Source organism: Yersinia alsatica (assembly GCF_025133195.1).
GTDB lineage: Bacteria > Pseudomonadota > Gammaproteobacteria > Enterobacterales > Enterobacteriaceae > Yersinia > Yersinia alsatica.
The window spans coordinates 2,275,589-2,296,049 of sequence record NZ_CP104006.1 but is presented as its reverse complement, the minus strand read 5'-3'; the positions used below and the strand labels follow the sequence as shown (position 1 = coordinate 2,296,049).

Below are 20,461 nucleotides of genomic sequence, written 5' to 3'. Positions count from 1 at the left end.
TATTATTGGCGATTATCTTGTGCTTGCGGATGACTGCTGGCGTATTTGACTATGCTCGGTTTGCTCACGCGACGATTAGAACGCGCAGGAGTCCAATCCAGAGCGCCGATGCGCACCAGATAAACCAAACCAGCCAAGAGCACCAAAATGAAAATGGTTGCTTCGATAAAGCCTACCCAGCCACTCTCACGGATAGAGATTGACCACGCGTACAGGTACAGGGCTTCAACATCGAAAATAACGAAGAACATGGCGACCAGGTAGAACTTAGCAGACAGGCGCATACGCGCGGAGCCTACTGAGTCAATACCAGACTCATAGGGGACGTTTTTGGCACGGGCCCGAGCTCTCCCGCCCAGAAAGAACGCACCTAGCAGCATCAAACCGCACAGCCCGATAGCGCCGATCAGGAATACAGCGAACGCCCAATGATGAGCGATAACTTCAGTGGTTGTTGACATACTCATTGCTTACTCATCAAAAGTGGCGTCGGACATCCTGCTCTTGTGTTGGCAGTTAGTGCACCACATCGATTCAAAGGGAAGGATAAAAACCACACAAAACACACTGTCTTTACAACTGTTTAGCCAGTGTTTTACTGTGGGATTTTTACTCCTTTCAGTAACCTTTTGTCAACTTTGACAAAAGTAACTACAGATTAATTTACAAACGCACGATCATACTTAACATTTGGTGCGACTTGATAAGCTAAATCGAGTCAGTAATTTGTTAAGTCAGAACATACACATATAAACCAACATGGATAGTTCTCTTTAACTATACCATTGTCTCAGGAATAACCTGTTCTTCCACTCACTAGCTAGGGGTATTTTTTTGATCCAGAACACGTTTTGAGTGTTATTTCATAAATATTCGGCATGAAAAGTTGCTATTAAATATTTAAAAATAATGAAACGTCGTTTTGATAAAAAATAAATAGCTAATAATAAAAACAGATATTAACCATTACATTATCAGGCTTATTCGTCATCATCTGATACGGATAAAGGGCAATAAGTGAAATAAAACGACAGTTTTCAGCAGAAATTAATCTGAAGCGAGTGAAAAAGAGTATTTAGAAAAAAATGATAAAAAAAAAGCCCCTAGAATAAGGGGCTTATGATGATTACTTAGAGTAAATGCTTAATTTTGATCATCGATTAAATAATCAGAATCCAGCATCAAATCCGATCCAGACTGTAGGCCGTGTTGATGGCCGGTCTGCATAGCATCGAAGATAGCTAATGCCAGCTCGTTGCCACACTGACTGTCTTTACATAGTGAGTAATTGGTCTCAGGCAGGCGAGGTAGCCCTTCTGTTTCACCCAATACACGTAAATCAGGACTCATCATCTCTATTGGCCTGGCGGTCACACCTAACCCTGCCCTCACCGCCGCTCGAATGGCAGAAAGAGAAGAGGCTACATAGGCGATACGCCAGGCTATACCCGCTCGAGTCAGATGCTCTATTGCCATATCACGAAATGGACTTGGCTCATCCATCACCACTAAAGGTACTGATTCGCCGGGCTGGAACTGATAATCGGCGGAGCAATACCACAGTGTCGGTGATGTTCTTAAGATCACATGAGGATGAGTGTCAATCTTGGCGGTAGTAATAGCCAGATCCACTTCGCCTTGACTCAGCATGTCAACGATGAGTGGGCTACGTTTCACCCGCACATCGATTGCCAGCCGAGGATACAGCGTTGCCACTCGGTTTAATAAGAAAGGCAGCAGCGTATCGGCAGTATCATCAGATGCGCCGATAATGAGTGACCCTTCTATATTACTGTACATAAGTGACGTACAAGCTTCATCGTTGAAACGCAAAATTTTTCTGGCATAGCCAAGTAACTGGAGACCATGTTCAGTGAGTAATTTGTTACGCCCATGACGGGCAAATAACTCCTTACCTACCAACTGTTCTAACCGTTGCATTTGTTGGCTAACTGCTGACTGAGTTCGACAAACCGCTGCCGCGGCAGAGGCGAAAGTATTCAAGTCAGCAACAGCTACAAAGGTTCTAAGCAGATCGAGGTCGAGATTAATTATCGGACGATTTGCATTTGTCATAGTGTATTCTTCACTTTTTTGAATTCTAATTACAAACTACCCTGGTGTTTAAGTATTAGCGCTATCAATAAGGAACAACGCTAAGTATGACAGTACCCCACTCATTAGAGTAGGGCAAAAAATTTACTTATATTTCGTTACCGCTATCTCTTTTTAAAAAAAACTATTGGCACAACTCTGTATTTGTTTGTGAATTCGGTCATAAAAAACCGCTAAATCTTCGATAAATGAAGATTTTTTCCTTTAGCAACTCTGAATTTTTGTGATGCTTATATGGCAACTCATCTCTATTTTAATTAAATCATCAGAGCTAACCAGTTAAGAAATATTAAAAAATATCAATGTATCTTTGTGTGGTTTTTTTATTGAATTGAGTAAATTCAACTATTAAGATTTGATAGCCAGTGAGATCTCGCAACGATAACATTAATCATTCTTAATAGTTTTCCTATTTACAATTACGTCTTTTTTTGCATTTTTAAATATGTATGATGATATAAACTGTTGAATTGAGATCTTTATAGCGACAGCAGCACACAATGGAGGGCGAGGGTTGTTTTACCACGCGGCCTTTATGTAAACGAAAATGAGCCTTATCTTGGCGAAAACATTTTTTTTGTTAACGATTGTGAATCTCAAGATCCGTCAGGATAAAACTTCAGACAAACTCATCAATCGGACATAACCAAGAGGGTTAAACAGCAAAAAGCCCCGCGCAATCCCCTACTTTTTTCACTCAACAGGCATTTGCACTAAAGATATGCATATAACTTCAAAAATCGGCGGCGGCGGAGTACATTGGATGCCTTGCAGTGTTCCACGCTGAGGACACGCTTTTACCAGCAAAAGGCTCAATTTTTTATGTCCCCCATTGAGAAATCCAGCAAACTGGACAACGTCTGTTATGACATTCGTGGCCCAGTGCTAAAAGAAGCTAAGCGTCTTGAAGAAGAAGGTAACAAGGTCCTGAAACTGAATATCGGCAACCCTGCGCCGTTTGGTTTCGATGCACCGGATGAAATTCTGGTGGATGTGATCCGTAATTTGCCGACTGCACAGGGCTATTGCGACTCCAAAGGCCTGTTTTCGGCGCGCAAAGCCATTATGCAGCACTATCAGGCACGCGAGATGCGCGACCTGACGGTAGAGGATATCTACATTGGGAATGGCGTTTCCGAGTTGATCGTGCAATCCATGCAAGCATTGCTCAATCTTGGCGATGAAATGCTGGTACCCGCTCCCGACTACCCGTTATGGACGGCAGCAGTGTCGCTTTCAAGCGGTAAAGCCGTGCACTATATGTGTGATGAAGAGTCCGGTTGGTTCCCTGATTTGGATGATATCCGCAGTAAAATCACTCCACGGACTCGCGGGATAGTCATTATCAACCCAAATAACCCGACTGGCGCGGTATACAGCAAAGAGCTGTTGCTGGAAATTGTCGAAATCGCCCGTCAGAATGACCTGATTATTTTCGCCGATGAGATCTACGATAAGATTTTGTATGACGAAGCCCAGCATCATTCTATTGCCGCTCTGGCGCCTGACTTGCTGACAGTGACGTTCAATGGTTTGTCCAAGACTTATCGCGTTGCCGGTTTCCGTCAGGGCTGGATGGTACTGAATGGGCCGAAAAAACACGCCAAAGGTTATATCGAAGGCTTGGAAATGCTGGCATCCATGCGATTGTGCGCCAACGTGCCAATGCAGCATGCGATTCAAACAGCACTGGGTGGCTATCAGAGCATCAGTGAATTTATCCAACCCGGTGGGCGTTTATACGAACAACGTGACCGTGCCTGGGAACTCATCAACCAAATCCCGGGGGTTTCTTGTGTGAAACCTCAAGGCGCGCTGTATATGTTCCCGCGTATTGATGCCAAGAAATTTAATCTGCATGACGACCAGAAGCTGGTGCTGGACTTGCTGTTGCAAGAGAAAGTATTGCTGGTGCAAGGCAGTGCATTTAACTGGCCGTATCCGGATCATGTGCGGATTGTGACATTGCCGCGTGTCGATGAGTTAGAGATGGCCGTTAGGAAGTTGGGGCGTTTCTTAGAGACATACCACCAATAGTGAAACAGGGCTTGTTTGACAAGCCCTGTTTTTCATACCGCGATTATCCTGCACAGCCTAGTATTTCTTTTTCTTGGCGATCCACTAAAATCTTTGCCGCATCATTAAGACTAAGTGATCGCGCTGAGCGTTGTTTTGCTTTCAACTTATTACATCGCTGCTTTTGTTCGGCTGCGATATGCCGGGCACAAAACTCCTTCCCGAACGGCTCCACATTTCCCCCCTCACAAATCTTAACTTGAGCTGGCGCGGCGACGCTGAATAATAAAATGGATACGGACATAAATAATAATTTCATCTGAACATCCCTAGTTTTATAATATAAATAAATTCATATACTTATTTAATTCCCAGTCAGATGGGCAAAAGAACAATAATTGCTTCGCGTATCATACTCAATAGAGTTAATGTTAAATAATTTATATTATAATTAATGAGATAGATGAATATAATAAGGATGAAATACCAGGTAAAAATGAGGGTTTAATAAGAGTTTGAAGCATTGTGAGAGTATTTAATTAACTCATTGTCTAATCGAGAGAATCGATTTGGTGTTATCCTCGTTGCCTGAAGGTTGTTTCCATCATTTGCATGGTTCTGATATTAAAAAGAGAGAACACTATGAGTCACTTCTTCGCTCACCTATCCCGCCTGAAACTGATCAACCGCTGGCCGCTGATGCGCAATGTCCGCACTGAGAATGTTTCGGAGCACAGTCTGCAGGTGGCGTTTGTCGCTCATGCATTGGCTATCATTAAAAACCGTAAATTTAATGGCAATCTTAATGCCGACCGTATCGCACTGCTGGCGATGTATCACGATGCCAGTGAAGTCATAACCGGTGATTTACCCACCCCTATCAAGTATTACAATCCTCAGATTGCTCATGAATATAAAAAGATAGAAAAAGTCGCACAGCAAAAGCTCATCGAAATGTTGCCGAAAGAGTTGCAGCACGATTTTCGTTGTCTGCTGGATGAGCATTATTACAGTGAAGAGGAAAAAGCACTGGTTAAACAGGCGGATGCCCTGTGCGCTTATCTAAAATGTCTGGAGGAGTTATCTGCGGGGAATAATGAATTTATCCAAGCTAAGGCTCGATTAGAGAAAACCCTCGCCATGCGCCAAAGCCCGGAGATGGATTACTTTATGGAAGTATTTGTTCCCAGTTTCAGCCTGTCTCTGGATGAAATCAGCCTCGATTCACTGGATTGATCACCATAAGAAAAAATCTATAAAATAGTGGATTATCCAAAGTCATTGGCGCTACAAGTAGGCGGCCAATGAATGAATCCCGATGAGCTGGCTCACGCCAGTGATTCGGGTAAGTGAATGCAGCCAACACCCTTGTAGCCCCAAGGACACGGGATAATTAGAATGGGAATAGTAGCGGCACCACCATCACACTCACAATCATCACCAGAAAAGTAAATGGCACCCCCATTCGGACAAAATCACCAAACTTATAGCCCCCGGGGCCTAACACCAGCGTATTGACTGGGGATGACACCGGCGTCATAAAGGCCGCTGAGGCTGCAATACCAATGATCATCGCGAAGGGATAGGGGGAAACTGACATTTCACGGGCAGCCGCAATTGCAATCGGCGCCATCAAGACCGCCGTGGCCGTATTAGAAATAAACAGCCCAATAGTGGCGCACAGGATAAATAAGCACAGCAACATCACCCGTGGCCCCATCCCGCCAGCGACATCCATTAACCCACGGACGATTAAATCAACCCCACCGGTTTTCTGTAATGCTTGGGCAAAGGGCATCATCCCGATAATCAAAATCAAACTTGGCCAATGGATTGAGCGATAAGCACTTTCCATATCAATACAACGGAACTGCCCCATCAACAAACAAGCCACCAATGCCGCAATCACATTTGGCACCTCATCGGTCAACATCATTGCCACCATCAGCGCCAAACAGAATAAAGCGTGAGGCGCTTGGGAGATAGCCGGGGCCACTTCGTCAACTTCAGCAGGTAGATTCAGCACGATAAAGTCGCGAGTTTTTTGCTGTAATTGACGGATCAATTTCCAGTCGCCGATCACCAGCAAGATATCGCCAAACTGTAATTTGTCATCGACCAGTTTGCCTTCCAACACCTTACCGTTGCGGCGGATACCGACTACATTTAAGCCATAGCGGGTGCGGAAAGTAGCTTCACGCAAACTCTTCCCCAGCAAAGCAGAGTCAGGAATCAGAGAAACTTCGGCCATCCCGACGTTGCGCGCCTGTTCAGAGAAATATTCACCGCGCAGCACCATCGGTTCTAACTTTTGCTCGGTGCAGAATTCGCGTAAATCCATGTCACAATCAGACATGTCAATCAGCAACACGTCATTCTCATGCAGTTCAGAGGAACCCGTCGCGCTCACCATCACTCGCCGAAAACGCTTCCAGCGCTCAATCCCCACCACATTCGCACCATAGCGGACACGCAGATGCAGTTCATCAAGAGAACGGCCAATTAGCGGAGAATCATGGCGGATAGCCAAACGACGAGCGCGGCCAGTCAGTTTGTAATCGCGGATAAGATCACGAAAAGTACGGCGTTTCCACTGCTGTTCTTTCTCTGAGCTTTCCTGTTTACCCCCCAGCCAGCGCCGGGCAACTAACATGTAACCCACACCCATCAGCAAAATAATAAGGCCAATTGGCGTCACACCGAAGAAACCAAATCCTTTGATGCCTTCACGTAATAATTCACTGTTAACCACCATGTTGGGTGGGGTCGCGACCAGTGTCATCATGCCGCTGATAAGCCCGGCAAAACTCAGGGGCATCATCAAGCGCCCAGGGGAGATTTTCATTCGGCTGGCCACACTCAGTACCACCGGGATAAAAATCGCCACCACACCGGTTGAGCTCATAAAGGCCCCTAGCCCCGCCACAGTCACCATCAGCAGTGCCAGCATTTTGGTTTCACTGTGACCGGCCACTTTTACCAGCCAGTCCCCGACCTGATAGGCCACGCCGGTTCTCACTAACCCTTCACCAATCACAAACAGTGCCGCGATCAAAATCACATTGGGATCGCTAAATCCGCTGGTGGCCTCGCCTAATGACAGCGTGCCACTCATCACAAAGGCAATAATCACCAACAATGCCACGACATCCATCCGCAGTTTATTGGTAGTAAACAGCACAATAGCTATCAGAAGTAGCGTCAACACCCACAATAGTTCGCTGTTCAAAATGGCCTCGTTGGCAAAAAGTGAAAGGGAATATCCGGCTATGGTAGTAAAACATCAAATTAAATCGATACCGCTGTTTGAGATCAATAATGACTGTAAATTTATGTGCTTACCATCCCACCACAGCATTAATTGCATTTTTTTTCTGAAAAAAAATTCGTCAATATGTGATGAAGGATTCGTCAGTTGAAAAAACATTGCTCAAATATTCGGATATTCACGCGTATTTAACCATCTGACTATACTGGTAATAGTGGACAGCAGGCACTCATTAGAATTATCTGGATTGGAGCACTGAATGAGCAATATTACGGATTATCCGATTGTCCTTTTTCTGCTGTCCTTGGCCCTGCTATATAGCTCAGCTTATGTGGGTCAGGCCTTTTTCCGCCGAGGACGAGATCTGGATGACAATATTCGTGAGAATTTCACCGTTATCCAAGGGGCGACACTGACCTTACTCGGCCTGATTATTGGTTTTAGTTTTTCAATGGCTATCAATCGCTATGACCTCCGTAAAAATTACGAAGAGGCAGAAGCCAATGCCATTGGTACTGAATATCTGCGCACTGATTATCTGCCAACTGCCTCCAGCACCGCCACCAAAGCGCTGTTAATACAGTATCTTAATCAACGAGTCCTTTTTTATACTACCCGCGATGAAGACCACCTAATTGAAATTAATAACCGGACCAATCAACTGGAAAATGCACTTTGGCTCGCGTTGCAAGAACCGGTAAATCAGCACCCTGACCCGATAAGAGCATTGGTCGTTGCCGGGATGAATGATGTTTTAAACTCTGCGAGTTACACACAAGCGGCGTGGTGGAACAGAATCCCGCATGCCGCTTGGTTATTGATGCTGATTATCGCGGTTTGCAGTTGTACTTTGGTAGGTTATGGTTCGAAACAGGGTAGAAATGGCAAGATTATGACATTGATATTGCCATTGGTGATTTCATTCTCTTTTATGCTCATCGCCGACATTGATAGCCCGCGAGGTGGGATTATTCGGGTCGTACCGCAAAACTTGCATAGTCTGGAAGATAGTTTGCTCCCTGCCCCCACACAATCCAACGCGGCTCAGCACTGAGTCGCCAGCCCCCGATAACAAAAGAGCGCCATCAGGCGCTCTTCTTCAATAGATTCACATAATTAGCCGACAACACGAACCACTGCACCCTGTGCAGTGGCTTCGACTGCAATGTGCTCAAGTGAACTGAGAACCAAGTCCACTTGGTCTAACTTTGGCGTGTCAGCAGGGGCGTTCACAGCAATCACTTGGCAACCGGCGGCCAGACCGGACAAAATCCCAGCCGGAGCATCTTCCACCACAATGCAATCAGCCGGTGCCAACCCTAAACGCTCAGCCCCCAGCAAATAAGCATCTGGCTTAGGTTTGCCATGCTTGACCTGTTCGGCGGTCACGAACACTTTAGGCTCCGGTAAATGACCCGCAGCACGGCGAGCTGAAGCCACAGGAACAGAACCGGATGTGACGATGGCCCACGGAATAGACAGGCTGTTGAGCCGCTCCAGCAGCGATACCGCTCCCGGCAATGCCGTCACGCCATCGGTATCATTGGCTTCAATGTGCTCCAATGCCAAAAACTCGGCCTGGAGTTCCGCATCACTGGCACCTGGCATAAAATGACGAAGAGAGGTAATTGCTTGTTTGCCATGGATAAATTCGAGTACTTCCGATGGATCAATGCCGCGACCTTGCGCCCAGCCAATCCAAGCTCGTTCAACAGCAGGTAATGAATCAACCAGAGTCCCGTCCAAATCAAAAAGAAAACCTTTACACTCCACAAGCACATCCTCATCAATAAACCAATATATTCAATAGCCTAACTAGCTCATTAGGCATTGATAATTTGCGAAATTTCTACGGCACTCAAGTGATATTGGCGCGGGCATGATTGCCAGATAGCCAACATACGTTGGTATTTGTCCCACATTGGCGTTTGGGAATTAAAACCATGAGTCCCAGAGTCAAAATGGGTATAGCGCCCTTCGGTATTCACCATAAAGCGCACATAACTCAGGTAACGGGATTCAGTGGCAGCATCAAAACCGAGGAATGCAATGCGACGTTCATCCAAGTCTTGCTTGTCTTTAAGATTGCCGCAGGAGACTTGCAGAGCATGATGCATCTCCATGATATTAATGATGGTACGGCAAGTCTCTTCGCTCATCTCACCAAAGTCGCGGTCCAGTTCACGCATCTGCAAACCAAAGCCACGTTCGACAATAGTTTGCTGGCGACGATAGCGCTCAGCGTTTTCCGGGTCCAGCATGGTCATCATTTTGTACTGATTCGAGAGAATCAGTCGTTGGGCGTTTGTCATATCCATCACTAAACTCCTAAGACATAAATAATGAGGAAATCATCGCATACAGAGTTGGGTCATACTTTGATTTGACAGGGGATTTTGCGCTGCTGTTAACAGATGCATAAAAAACCCCGGTGGCATACTAAGCCCCGGTATCTGTTCTTCTACCATGCCACTGCGGTCAATCAAAAACAGCTGTAACCCTCAACGAGGGCTACAGGTCATCAAGAAACGTTTTATCCAACTGTTTAAAGGCGCGTTTTAGCACATCGGCCAGCGACTGGTAAGTTGGCGTCTGTTCAATTGGAGCAACCGCCTGCCCGGCTTCCGCCAGCTTGTTACGCACCTCGTGGAACCACTGTAATAATGTTGGCGGTAACGGCGTAATTGCGCGCTTACCCAACCACCATAATCCTTGCAGTGGCAAGCCGCAGGCGAACAGTGCAGTGGCTATCGCTGGGCCTAATTGACCACCCAGTGCTATCTGCCAAGTCAGCGTAAAAATGGCCAACGGGGGCATAAAGCGAATACCAAAACGAGTGGCTGTTGACACGCGATTCTCCGGAAACACCGGTGCCAGGCGTTTATCAGCAGGCCAGGTCTTCATATAGTGCTGACCGCGCTGGAGTACCTGAAACCAGCTTACGGTGTCAGAAGGTTTTGTTGTCATGGCTCACCTCAACTTCACAAGCAAAAATTAAAATTATTTTTGTAATTCACAAACTAAAAATTAGTCTGTTAAATATATTTTGTTTTTAGCCGGCGCTATCGGTATCCTAGTCCGGCCTTTAGGCCGCTAGAAGATGACGCTAAATATGTCAACTTTTCGCAGCATTTAAATCATTTTTGTTAAATCGCGCAGGTTTTTACCACCAGGCATTAACGTTTTATCAGCGATTTTTTCATCATCATGCCTTTTTCGCTATCGCATGATGTTAATCATTAATGTCGACGCCAATATGCGCTACGCTTTTGGACAGATTGACGTTTTATTAACCACGTGTTTTTCGCTGTTTTTGTACTCCCGATGCACTGTTTGTATCGTTGATGCCAAAACAAATGTCGAACACGATTATAAATAGGTACTTCCATGTCGAGTAAGCTAGTACTGGTTCTTAACTGCGGTAGCTCTTCCCTGAAATTCGCAATCATCGACGCAACCAACGGTGAAGAACACCTCTCTGGTTTAGCCGAATGCTTCCACCTGCCAGAGGCACGCCTCAAATGGAAAATGGAGGGTGGTAAACACGAAGCCGCATTGGGTGCTGGTGCAGCACACAGCGAAGCACTAAATTTCATTGTTAATACTATTCTGGCACAAAAACCAGAGCTTTCCGCTCAACTGACTGCCATCGGTCACCGCATTGTTCATGGCGGCGAGAAATTCACTGCATCAGCTATCGTTACCGAAGAAGTTATTCAGGGTATCAAAGATTCCATCCCGTTTGCACCACTGCATAACCCTGCTCACCTGATCGGTATCGCTGAAGCATTGAAATCCTTCCCAAATCTGGCTGATAAAAATGTTGCAGTTTTTGATACTGCCTTCCATCAGACCATGCCGGAAGAGTCTTATCTCTACGCCCTGCCGTACAGCTTATACAAAGATCACGGTATCCGTCGCTATGGCGCACACGGCACCAGCCACTTCTATGTGAGCCAGGAAGCCGCTAAGACCCTGAACAAACCACTGGAAGAACTGAACGTAATCACTTGCCATTTGGGCAATGGTGGCTCAGTCACTGCGGTTCGTAACGGTAAATGTGTTGATACTTCTATGGGCCTGACGCCACTGGAAGGTTTGGTCATGGGTACCCGTAGTGGTGATATTGACCCGGCAATCATTTTCCACCTGCATGATTCAATGGGGATGAGCGTTGATCAAATCAACAAGCTGCTGACCAAAGAATCTGGCTTGCTGGGCCTGACTGAAGTGACCAGTGACTGCCGCTATGTTGAAGATAACTATGAAACCAAAGCAGATGCACGCCGCGCAATGGATGTGTTCTGCCACCGTCTGGCTAAATATATCGGTGCCTACACTGCACTGATGGATGGCCGTCTGGATGCTGTCGTCTTCACTGGCGGTATCGGTGAAAATGCCGCGATGGTGCGTGAACTGACGTTGGACAAACTGGCTCTGCTGGGCTTTGAGATTGACCACGAACGCAATATGGCAGCTCGCTTCGGCAAGTCTGGCACCATCACCAAAGATGGCAGCCGTCTGGCTCTGGTTATCCCAACCAACGAAGAGCTGGTTATCGCGCAAGACGCCTCTCGTCTGACCGCGTAAGTATTCTTTATACTTATATATATCCAAAGAATTTGGTGTTGCAGGCAGGTAGCAAACGAACTTATCCCGATGAGCTTACTCTAGTAAGTGATTCGGGTTATTGAGCGTAGCCAACCCACATGCAGCTTGAAGTATGACTGGTATATATACCCAATAGATTTCGAGTTACAGGTAGGCGGCAACTGAATGAGCTCAATTAGTTGAGATAACTCAATGACTTGGGTGAATTATGGTAGCCAACAACTCTGCAGTTTGGAAGATGACGGGTATAAAACCGTAAAGAGGTTTAGCCGTGTCCCGTACAATAATGTTGATCCCTACCGGCACCAGCGTTGGTTTAACCAGCGTCAGCTTGGGTGTCATCCGCTCCATGGAACAAAAAGGTGTGCGCCTGAGCGTATTCAAGCCAATCGCACAGCCACGTGCTGGTAACGATGCACCTGACCAAACCACCACCATCATTCGTGCGAACTCCAGCATTACTGCTGCTGAGCCGCTGAATATGAACCATGTGGAAACCTTGCTGAGTTCTAACCAGCAAGACGTGTTGATGGAAGAAATTGTTGCCCGTTATCATGAAAACACCAAAGACGCCGAAGTGGTTCTGGTTGAAGGTTTAGTGCCAACCCGCAAACATCAGTTTGCCAATGCACTGAACTATGAAATCGCTAAAACCCTGAATGCTGAAATCGTGTTTGTGATTTCACTGGGTAATGATTCACCGGATCAATTGAAAGAGCGTATCGAACTGGCTCGTTCCAGCTTCGGTGGCAGCAAAAACAAAAACATCACCGGCGTTATCATTAACAAACTGAATGCCCCGGTTGATGAGCAAGGCCGTACCCGCCCTGACCTGTCTGAAATCTTTGATGATTCAACCAAGGCCAGCGTTGCTAAAATCGATCCAAAACAGCTGTTTGCCAACAGCCCGCTGCCGGTTCTGGGCTGTGTGCCTTGGAGCTTCGAGCTGATTGCCACCCGTGCAATCGACATGTGTAAGCACCTGAATGCGCGCATTATTAACGAAGGTGACATCAACACTCGCCGCGTTAAATCGGTGACTTTCTGTGCCCGTAGTATCCCACACATGCTGGAACACTTCCGTCCGGGTTCTCTGTTAGTGACTTCTGCTGACCGCCCAGATGTGTTGGTTTCTGCTTGTCTGGCAGCCATGAATGGTGTTGAAATCGGCGCTATCCTGCTGACCGGCGGCTATGCCATCGATGAGCCAATCAAACGTCTGTGTGAACGCGCCTTCCAAACTGGCCTGCCCGTCTTTATGGTTGATACCAACACTTGGCAGACCTCTCTGAGCCTGCAAAGCTTCAACCTGGAAGTCCCGGCAGATGACCACGAACGTGTTGAGAAGCTGCAAAACTACGTTGCCAGCCATATCAGCAGCGAGTGGATTGATTCTCTGACTGCAACATCTGAGCGCTCACGCCGCCTGTCTCCACCAGCATTCCGTTATGAGCTGACTGAGCTGGCACGTAAAGCGGGCAAACGTATCGTGCTGCCAGAAGGCGACGAGCCACGTACCGTGAAAGCCGCCTCTATCTGTGCTGAACGCGGCATCGCGACTTGTGTGCTGTTAGGTAACCCAGAAGAGATCCAACGTGTTGCTGCGGCTCAAGGTGTTGAGCTGGGTAAAGGCGTTGAAATCATTGACCCGGTTGCTGTGCGCGAACAATATGTTCCGCGTCTGGTTGAGCTGCGTAAGAGCAAAGGCATGACCGAAGTGGTTGCGCGTGAGCAGTTGGAAGATAACGTGGTTCTCGGCACTTTGATGCTGGAGAAAGGCGAAGTTGACGGTCTGGTCTCTGGTGCCGTTCATACCACCGCCAACACTATCCGCCCACCGTTGCAGTTGATCAAAACCGCACCGGGCAGTTCACTGGTTTCTTCGGTGTTCTTCATGCTGCTGCCTGACCAGGTTCTGGTTTATGGTGACTGCGCGATTAACCCAGATCCAACGGCTGAACAACTGTCAGAAATTGCTATCCAGTCTGCTGATTCTGCTGCGGCATTCGGTATTGAACCGCGTGTGGCGATGATCTCTTACTCCACCGGTAATTCTGGTGCTGGTAGCGATGTAGAAAAAGTTCGCGAAGCAACTCGTTTGGCTCAGGAAAAACGCCCAGATCTGATCATCGATGGTCCATTGCAGTATGATGCGGCAATCATGGCTGATGTAGCGAAATCCAAAGCGCCTAACTCGCCAGTGGCCGGTAAAGCGACCGTGTTCATCTTCCCTGACTTGAACACCGGTAACACCACCTATAAAGCGGTACAGCGTTCTGCCGACCTGATCTCTATCGGGCCGATGCTGCAAGGCATGCGCAAGCCAGTTAACGACTTGTCCCGTGGTGCGCTGGTTGACGATATCGTCTATACCGTAGCACTGACAGCAATTCAGTCAGCACAAGCTGACGCGTCTTAATCTTCCGGTTAAGCCGTATACAAACGCCAGCCTCGTGCTGGCGTTTTTGTTGGGTTATTTATACCCTTGACTGATGCTGTCAGGTACTTTGTCTTGGTTCGAACTTATAGCTAAAACTCTGACTAAGAGGTTCATCTTCCTCGTCGTCGTCATTATCTAGCATATTAATCAGCATCTTACCGGCTTCTTTCCCCATTTTTTTATAATCAATGCGCATTGATGTCAGGGTGGGATAGGTTTGGTCGCAACTGTCAGAACCGTCTAAACAGGCCACTGCAATTCCGCCAGGTATTTTCAACAGCCGCCGTTGGCACTCAAATAACACACCAAGAGCAATATCTTCATGGCTACATATCACTGCATCCAATTCAGGTTGGCGCTGGAGTATTTCTGTCAGGGCATAACGACCAAACTGTAAACTGGCACTCTCCGGCGTAGTGACGGTTTGATCGCCATTCTTGTAATGCTCTAACATCGCTTTATGCCAGCCATTCAGTTGCTGGCGCTGCAAGCGGTTATCCATATGAGCGCCGATAAAGCCAATATTATGGTAACCCCGCTCCAACAAATGACGGCTCAATTCATAGGCTGACTCAAAGAAAGCCGCCTCAAGGGTAATCTTCGCCGCTTTGAAATAAGACCCAACCACGTTAACTGTTGGAATATTCGCCCGCTCAAGCAGCTGATAAGTTTTATCCGCTAATTGTGAGCCAAATATCACCACGGCGGCCGGATTGCTCTGTAACAAGGTCATCAGTATTTCAGCTTCTTTGCGCTGATTATATTCATGGCAACCAAGTAATAACTGAAACTCATTTTTATTCAGAATCTGTTGCAGCGCCTGCATAAATCGGGAGCTGGCTTTATCCGTCAATGACGGTATTAAAACGGCGATGGTATCACTGTGGCCGGATGCTAATGCCCCAGCCGCACGGTTAGGAATATAGCCCAGTGTTTCAACCGCTTGTTCTATTTTCTCACGTAACTTATCTGAAACCTGCTCCGGCGTTCGCAGCGCTCTGGAAACAGTCATCGACCCTACCCCGGCGTAATTCGCCACATCCGATAGAGTGACCCGCCCGGTATTACGGCGCTTGCGCGTTTTTTCCATGCTGATTTCCTGCCTGATTAAAATTTCTTGCCTTATAGCAACCAGCCATTCCGCATTGGCCCCGACAATACATTGCATTGTATATGGCTTATTCCTAGATAGCCAAAGCCCAGGGCGCGGCAAATGATAGCGCTATCACAAATTTTGATAGCGCTATCAGGTAGCGCTATCATTTGAGATATTCATCACATTAATAGCAGTGATAACTATCTACTCTCCTGTTAACAGTCATTGGGAGTCATAAATATCATGTTAAAAACACTGTTAACGCCAGACGTCATTCAGGTGGTCAGCCACGCAAAAGATTGGCGCGATGCCATCGCGATTTCATGCCAGCCATTAATTGATAATGGCTCAATTGAACCTCGTTATGTCGAGGCGATTTATCGCTCCCATGAGGCCATTGGCCCTTACTACGTGGTCGGACCGGGGATTGCTATGCCGCATGCCCGCCCGGAAGAAGGGGCGAATAAACTCTCTTTGGCATTAACCGTCATCACCGAGGGCGTCACTTTCAATGCTGAAGGTAATGACCCGGTAAAACTGCTCATAGTGTTAAGCGCGACAGACAGCACTAGCCATATCGAGGCTATTTCTCAACTCGCTCAGTTGTTCGATAACGATAACGATGTGACCACCTTACTTAATGCCAAAACGCAGCAGGATATTTTGTCAGTCATTGCGCGTTATTAAGCACCACATTAGGTTCGGATAATAATTCTATACCCAAAATAATTCGAGTTGCAGGAAGGCGGCAAACGAGATAATCCCGATGAGCTTACTGTGGTAAGTGATTCGGGTTATTGAGCATAGCCAACGCACGTGCAGCTTGAAAGATGGCGGGAATAAGGGGAAAGAAAATGAAAATTACAGTGGTTTGCGGTAACGGTTTAGGTACCAGCCTGATGATGGAAATCAGCATCAAAAACATTCTGAAAGAATTGGCGGTCAGCGCTGAAGTTGATCATGTTGACTTGGGCTCTGCCAAAGGGACACCCAGTGACATTTTCATCGGCACCAAAGACATTGCCGAGCAGTTAGTTGCTCAAGCTGTCGGCGGTAAGATCGTTGCTCTGGATAACATGATCGATAAGAAAGCCATGAAAGAACGTTTGTCTGTGGCTTTAACCGAATTAGGCGCTTTGTAACCGGAGGCTGGCATGGATTTCTTTCGCTTTTTAATGAGTGATGTTCTCTCCGAACCGGCGGTGTTGGTAGGTCTGATTGCTTTAATCGGCCTGATTGCACAGAAAAAACCGGTCACGGAATGTATCAAAGGCACCGTCAAAACCATCATGGGTTTTGTGATTTTGGGTGCCGGTGCTGGCTTGGTAGTGTCATCTCTGGGTGATTTCGCCAATATTTTCCAACATGCTTTCGGTATTCAGGGCGTCGTGCCCAATAACGAAGCCATTGTGTCAGTAGCACAAAAGAGTTTTGGTAAAGAAATGGCGATGATTATGTTCTTCGCGATGGTTATCAATATTCTGATTGCTCGCTTTACACCTTGGAAGTTTATCTTCCTGACCGGGCACCACACGCTGTTTATGTCGATGATGGTGGCCGTTATTCTGGCAACTGCCGGGATCAGTGGGGTAACACTGATTGTTATCGGTTCGCTGGTAGTTGGGGTTGCCATGGTCTTCTTCCCCGCTATCGCTCACCCTTACATGAAAAAGGTGACGGGCTCTGATGACGTGGCAATTGGCCACTTCTCTACTCTGTCTTATGTCTTAGCTGGTTTTATCGGCAGCAAATTTGGTAATAAAGAACATTCGACTGAAGACATGAATGTGCCAAAAAGCCTGCTGTTCTTGCGTGATACACCGGTCGCTATCTCCTTTACCATGTGTATTATTTTCATCGTCACCTGCCTGTTTGCCGGGCCGGAAGTGGTGAAAAGCCTGAGTGGCGGCAAAAACTGGTTCATGTTCTCACTGATGCAATCCATTACTTTCGCCGCAGGTGTGTACATCATCTTGCAAGGTGTGCGTATGGTTATTGCTGAGATAGTGCCCGCGTTTAAAGGGATTTCAGACAAGTTAGTCCCTAATGCTAAACCTGCGCTGGATTGCCCGGTCGTCTTCCCTTACGCGCCAAATGCCGTATTGGTTGGCTTCTTGAGCAGCTTTGCTGCAGGTCTTATCGGGATGTTCGCGCTGTATTTGATGAACATGACGGTAATTATCCCAGGTGTCGTGCCTCACTTCTTCGTCGGTGCTGCTGCCGGGGTGTTTGGTAATGCAACTGGCGGACGCCGCGGTGCCATTCTGGGGGCATTCGCACAAGGCTTATTAATTACCTTCCTGCCAGTGTTCTTGCTGCCAGTGTTGGGCGATATCGGTTTTGCCAACACCACATTCAGCGATGCTGACTTCGGTGCTCTGGGTATTTTGCTGGGTATTATTGTTCGATAATCAGTAAGAGAAAGGCAATATAACGCGAAAAGCCCCTGCTAAGGGGCTTTTTTATGGCTGATGTAGATTAATCTTCTCGCGGGGTGATTTTTCCGTAATCCTGTTCATTATTGCGTGTTAGCCACAGCGACAGGGCTTTTAGGGAGTCTGGCGTGAACTCGTCGCAGCGGGCGGTAATTTCTTCCGGCAGCATCCAACGAACTTCATCTATCTCTTCTGCCTGCAATGCAAATGGCCCATGGGAGACACAGCTGAACAAGGCCCCCCACACGCGGCAGCACTCTTCTTCAAAGTAAAACTGACCATGCTCAGCGAAAGGCACCCCTGCAATCCCTAACTCTTCTTCCGCTTCGCGACGGGCTGATTCAAGGTAGTTTTCACCACTTTGCACCACTCCACCGGCGGTTGCGTCCAGTTTTCCGGGATAGAAATCTTTGTTCTCAGTACGACGTTGTACCAGAATTTTGCCCATTCCATCGTGCACCACAATATAGGTAGCACGGTGGCGTAGTCGTTGAGCTCGCATTTGTTGACGACTGGATTGAGCAATAACTTCATTTTGCTCATCAACAATATCAACCCACTCGATGACTGCTGCTGGATTTTGCTCCACCATCCTCTGAAACCTTCTATCTGGGCGCGTATCCGCGCAATTGTTAATCAAGAGGTATATATATTTATTTAGTTTTTAATGCCAACTGGGCGACAGGTTCATCATTTTGTAGGGTCAGAACCTGTAAAACACCGCCATCCAACATGCCATAACTCGCCGGGTATCCTCCTTTTGGGATACTGACCGAGCCAGGATTAAAGCATATCACCTCATCCTGCCACTGTGCCTGAGGCAGATGAGTATGACCATAAACTAAGACGTCCCCATGACGCAACGGAGGAAGAGCAGCGGGATGATAAAGGTGACCATGCGTCAAAAATAGGCGCGTTTCTGGCATAATAATCTGCTGCCAACCTGCCATCATCGGGAACTGCAATAACATTTGATCGACTTCACTGTCGCAGTTGCCACGCACCGCGATAATGTTGTTTTTATAGGGATTAAGGCATTCTGCTACCGCCGCTGGCTGATAGCCTGCCGGTAATGCATTGCGAGGTCCATGATTGAGCAAGTCACCCAATAGCACCAACCATTGCGCCTGACTACGTTCAAAAATTTCCAGAACTTTTTCTGTAGCCGGTAGCGACCCATGCAAATCAGAAGCAAACATTAACTTCATGGTGTCGTCGTCTCTTAGGTTTAATCTCATTAAATCAGGCTATGCATACAACCAAGGTAGATAATGAGAACTCAATGTGGCTTTATTCTATCATCCAATCCGTCGGATTAATCCGATAAAAGCCATTATCCGCCATAAGAAAATTTTATCGTAAAAGACACCGCCGACATTACAGAATAATGTCAGCATTGTGTGAAGAGAAATCGTTATAGTGAAGGTTGCGATACCAGTTCATCCAGTGTGAGCTGATTGAATAAATACCCTTGCATAGCATCAATATTACTGCCCTTGAGCTGTTCTGACTCATCCTGATTTTCTACGCCAACGACAATAACCCCGAGACAATATTTCTTAATATTATTTATTAAGATAGGGAAAGTGTGCTTGTTATGCTGCCAGAAGAAATGCTTATCAATTTTTACATACTCAAAAATATTGGCAGTGACTGCATTCAAAGTGGAATCACCTCTACCCAAATCATCGAGCCATAGTGGATACAACTCAGCCAATTCACGTAGCAATGGATTATTCATTCCATCGGATAAATTGGAAAATGTCTCCATGATTTCCAGCCTTAAGAAAGGCATTTGATCTAGCATTTGGCGAGTCGAATCATCAGTAACAATCACACTGGCCAAGTCAAAATCGATATTAATCGAAAGCAAAACATTGTTAGTGATAAACCAATCGCTATGGGCTTTCACCGCACGTAATTGGTCTTGGAATAAATCAGTCTTTCCACCCACATCCAATTCTTTAATAAAATGTTCGACATCAATGGGGGTATCGACCGATTTAGCTGAAAATCGGCTTAATAGCTCAACCGCTAATAAGCTACCGTCTTGCTTATGTATAGGCTCACACACATAAGAACAATTAACTTCGATGTTTAGCTTCATGCGCACCTGAAAAAGTGTATGAACAACAATGAGATCACAACCAGATCTCAGCCGGAGGATTTATAAGCCACCGTGAGTTTTTATAAAACACCCAACATTTTTTATAAAACATCCAACTTCACTAGGGGAAAGGGCTGGCAGCCTCTTTTCTATTCAAATTAGTATGTTTACTCTAGCAGAAAATCACCAATTCAGTGTTTTAAAAGTCGTCGCGTATGCCTTAAAACCATTGTCAGCGCTCAGAAGTAATAAAGTACTTAGGCCACAACTGCACCTGCAAACTGGTAATACCTGAACGCACAATACTGTATTAATCGGACAGAATGCGGGATTTATTTAGTTATTATTTTTTTATTTTCTCAAATGATGCCGC

Annotated in this window: 19 protein-coding genes; 8 read left to right on the top strand and 11 right to left on the bottom strand. The window is 46.5% G+C overall.

The window, feature by feature from the left end; translation table 11 throughout:
* Window positions 1-2: 2 nt before the first annotated feature.
* Both nuoA and rovM read right to left on the bottom strand, forming a co-directional pair.
* Entirely contained in the window at window positions 3-467 is a 465-nt protein-coding gene (nuoA, locus tag N0H69_RS10220; RefSeq protein WP_050106096.1) for an NADH-quinone oxidoreductase subunit NuoA, read from the bottom strand.
* 676 nt (window positions 468-1,143) lie between these two features.
* Window positions 1,144-2,076 (bottom strand): virulence transcriptional regulator RovM, encoded by a 933-nt coding sequence (gene rovM / locus N0H69_RS10215; RefSeq protein WP_050106095.1) that lies wholly within the window; start codon window positions 2,074-2,076, stop codon window positions 1,144-1,146.
* An 861-nt stretch (window positions 2,077-2,937) separates the two neighbouring features.
* Here rovM and N0H69_RS10210 point away from each other — a divergent pair.
* Window positions 2,938-4,152, top strand: coding sequence for a pyridoxal phosphate-dependent aminotransferase (locus tag N0H69_RS10210; protein ID WP_050106094.1), 1,215 nt, complete (start codon window positions 2,938-2,940; stop codon window positions 4,150-4,152).
* 43 nt (window positions 4,153-4,195) lie between these two features.
* Here N0H69_RS10210 and N0H69_RS10205 read toward each other — a convergent pair whose 3' ends face one another.
* Complete coding sequence (locus tag N0H69_RS10205; protein WP_050106093.1) at window positions 4,196-4,450, bottom strand: hypothetical protein; 255 nt, start codon at window positions 4,448-4,450, stop codon at window positions 4,196-4,198.
* A 323-nt stretch (window positions 4,451-4,773) separates the two neighbouring features.
* Between N0H69_RS10205 and yfbR the strand changes: the two genes are divergently transcribed.
* The gene (gene yfbR / locus N0H69_RS10200; RefSeq protein ID WP_050096896.1) at window positions 4,774-5,367 is read left to right on the top strand and encodes a 5'-deoxynucleotidase; all 594 of its coding nucleotides are present in this window, start codon (window positions 4,774-4,776) and stop codon (window positions 5,365-5,367) included.
* 157 nt (window positions 5,368-5,524) lie between these two features.
* Here yfbR and N0H69_RS10195 read toward each other — a convergent pair whose 3' ends face one another.
* Window positions 5,525-7,360: an SLC13 family permease gene (locus tag N0H69_RS10195; RefSeq protein WP_050106092.1), complete on the bottom strand. Its 1,836-nt coding sequence runs from the start codon at window positions 7,358-7,360 to the stop codon at window positions 5,525-5,527.
* 298 nt (window positions 7,361-7,658) lie between these two features.
* Here N0H69_RS10195 and N0H69_RS10190 point away from each other — a divergent pair, with 298 nt between their 5' ends.
* Complete coding sequence (locus N0H69_RS10190; RefSeq protein WP_050145451.1) at window positions 7,659-8,453, top strand: bestrophin-like domain; 795 nt, start codon at window positions 7,659-7,661, stop codon at window positions 8,451-8,453.
* 62 nt (window positions 8,454-8,515) lie between these two features.
* Here the strand turns inward: N0H69_RS10190 and N0H69_RS10185 are convergent, their stop codons facing one another.
* The 3 genes from N0H69_RS10185 to yfbV all read right to left on the bottom strand — a co-directional run bounded on the left by N0H69_RS10185 (window position 8,516) and on the right by yfbV (window position 10,366).
* Entirely contained in the window at window positions 8,516-9,172 is a 657-nt protein-coding gene (locus N0H69_RS10185; RefSeq protein WP_050106090.1) for a sugar phosphatase, read from the bottom strand.
* A 50-nt stretch (window positions 9,173-9,222) separates the two neighbouring features.
* Window positions 9,223-9,717: a YfbU family protein gene (locus tag N0H69_RS10180; protein WP_004708806.1), complete on the bottom strand. Its 495-nt coding sequence runs from the start codon at window positions 9,715-9,717 to the stop codon at window positions 9,223-9,225.
* A gap of 193 nt (window positions 9,718-9,910) precedes the next feature.
* Complete coding sequence (gene yfbV, locus N0H69_RS10175) at window positions 9,911-10,366, bottom strand: terminus macrodomain insulation protein YfbV (protein ID WP_050106089.1); 456 nt, start codon at window positions 10,364-10,366, stop codon at window positions 9,911-9,913.
* A 420-nt stretch (window positions 10,367-10,786) separates the two neighbouring features.
* Between yfbV and ackA the strand changes: the two genes are divergently transcribed.
* Together ackA and pta are read left to right on the top strand one after the other, a co-directional pair.
* Complete coding sequence (ackA, locus tag N0H69_RS10170) at window positions 10,787-11,989, top strand: acetate kinase (protein WP_050106088.1); 1,203 nt, start codon at window positions 10,787-10,789, stop codon at window positions 11,987-11,989.
* Window positions 11,990-12,296: 307 nt separating this feature from the next.
* Window positions 12,297-14,429 (top strand): phosphate acetyltransferase, encoded by a 2,133-nt coding sequence (gene pta / locus N0H69_RS10165; RefSeq protein ID WP_050106087.1) that lies wholly within the window; start codon window positions 12,297-12,299, stop codon window positions 14,427-14,429.
* Window positions 14,430-14,508: 79 nt separating this feature from the next.
* Here pta and N0H69_RS10160 read toward each other — a convergent pair whose 3' ends face one another.
* Window positions 14,509-15,540 carry a LacI family DNA-binding transcriptional regulator gene (locus N0H69_RS10160; RefSeq protein ID WP_050151095.1) on the bottom strand — a complete coding sequence of 344 codons (1,032 nt, stop codon included), beginning with the start codon at window positions 15,538-15,540 and terminating at the stop codon, window positions 14,509-14,511.
* Window positions 15,541-15,789: 249 nt separating this feature from the next.
* Here N0H69_RS10160 and N0H69_RS10155 point away from each other — a divergent pair, with 249 nt between their 5' ends.
* From N0H69_RS10155 to ulaA, 3 genes are all read left to right on the top strand, one after another.
* Complete coding sequence (locus N0H69_RS10155; RefSeq protein WP_050106086.1) at window positions 15,790-16,233, top strand: PTS sugar transporter subunit IIA; 444 nt, start codon at window positions 15,790-15,792, stop codon at window positions 16,231-16,233.
* Window positions 16,234-16,400: 167 nt separating this feature from the next.
* Window positions 16,401-16,688, top strand: coding sequence for a PTS sugar transporter subunit IIB (locus N0H69_RS10150; RefSeq protein ID WP_004714840.1), 288 nt, complete (start codon window positions 16,401-16,403; stop codon window positions 16,686-16,688).
* A gap of 12 nt (window positions 16,689-16,700) precedes the next feature.
* Window positions 16,701-17,957: a PTS ascorbate transporter subunit IIC gene (ulaA, locus tag N0H69_RS10145; protein WP_005277900.1), complete on the top strand. Its 1,257-nt coding sequence runs from the start codon at window positions 16,701-16,703 to the stop codon at window positions 17,955-17,957.
* A 67-nt stretch (window positions 17,958-18,024) separates the two neighbouring features.
* On the opposite strand, the gene yfcD is transcribed toward ulaA, so the two are convergent.
* The 3 genes from yfcD to N0H69_RS10130 all read right to left on the bottom strand — a co-directional run bounded on the left by yfcD (window position 18,025) and on the right by N0H69_RS10130 (window position 20,088).
* Window positions 18,025-18,573 carry an NUDIX hydrolase YfcD gene (gene yfcD / locus N0H69_RS10140; RefSeq protein ID WP_004708824.1) on the bottom strand — a complete coding sequence of 183 codons (549 nt, stop codon included), beginning with the start codon at window positions 18,571-18,573 and terminating at the stop codon, window positions 18,025-18,027.
* Between the two features lie 61 nt (window positions 18,574-18,634).
* The gene (yfcE, locus tag N0H69_RS10135; protein ID WP_050106085.1) at window positions 18,635-19,189 is read right to left on the bottom strand and encodes a phosphodiesterase; all 555 of its coding nucleotides are present in this window, start codon (window positions 19,187-19,189) and stop codon (window positions 18,635-18,637) included.
* 206 nt (window positions 19,190-19,395) lie between these two features.
* Entirely contained in the window at window positions 19,396-20,088 is a 693-nt protein-coding gene (locus N0H69_RS10130) for an EAL domain-containing protein (protein WP_050150984.1), read from the bottom strand.
* Between the last annotated feature and the right edge of the window lie 373 nt (window positions 20,089-20,461).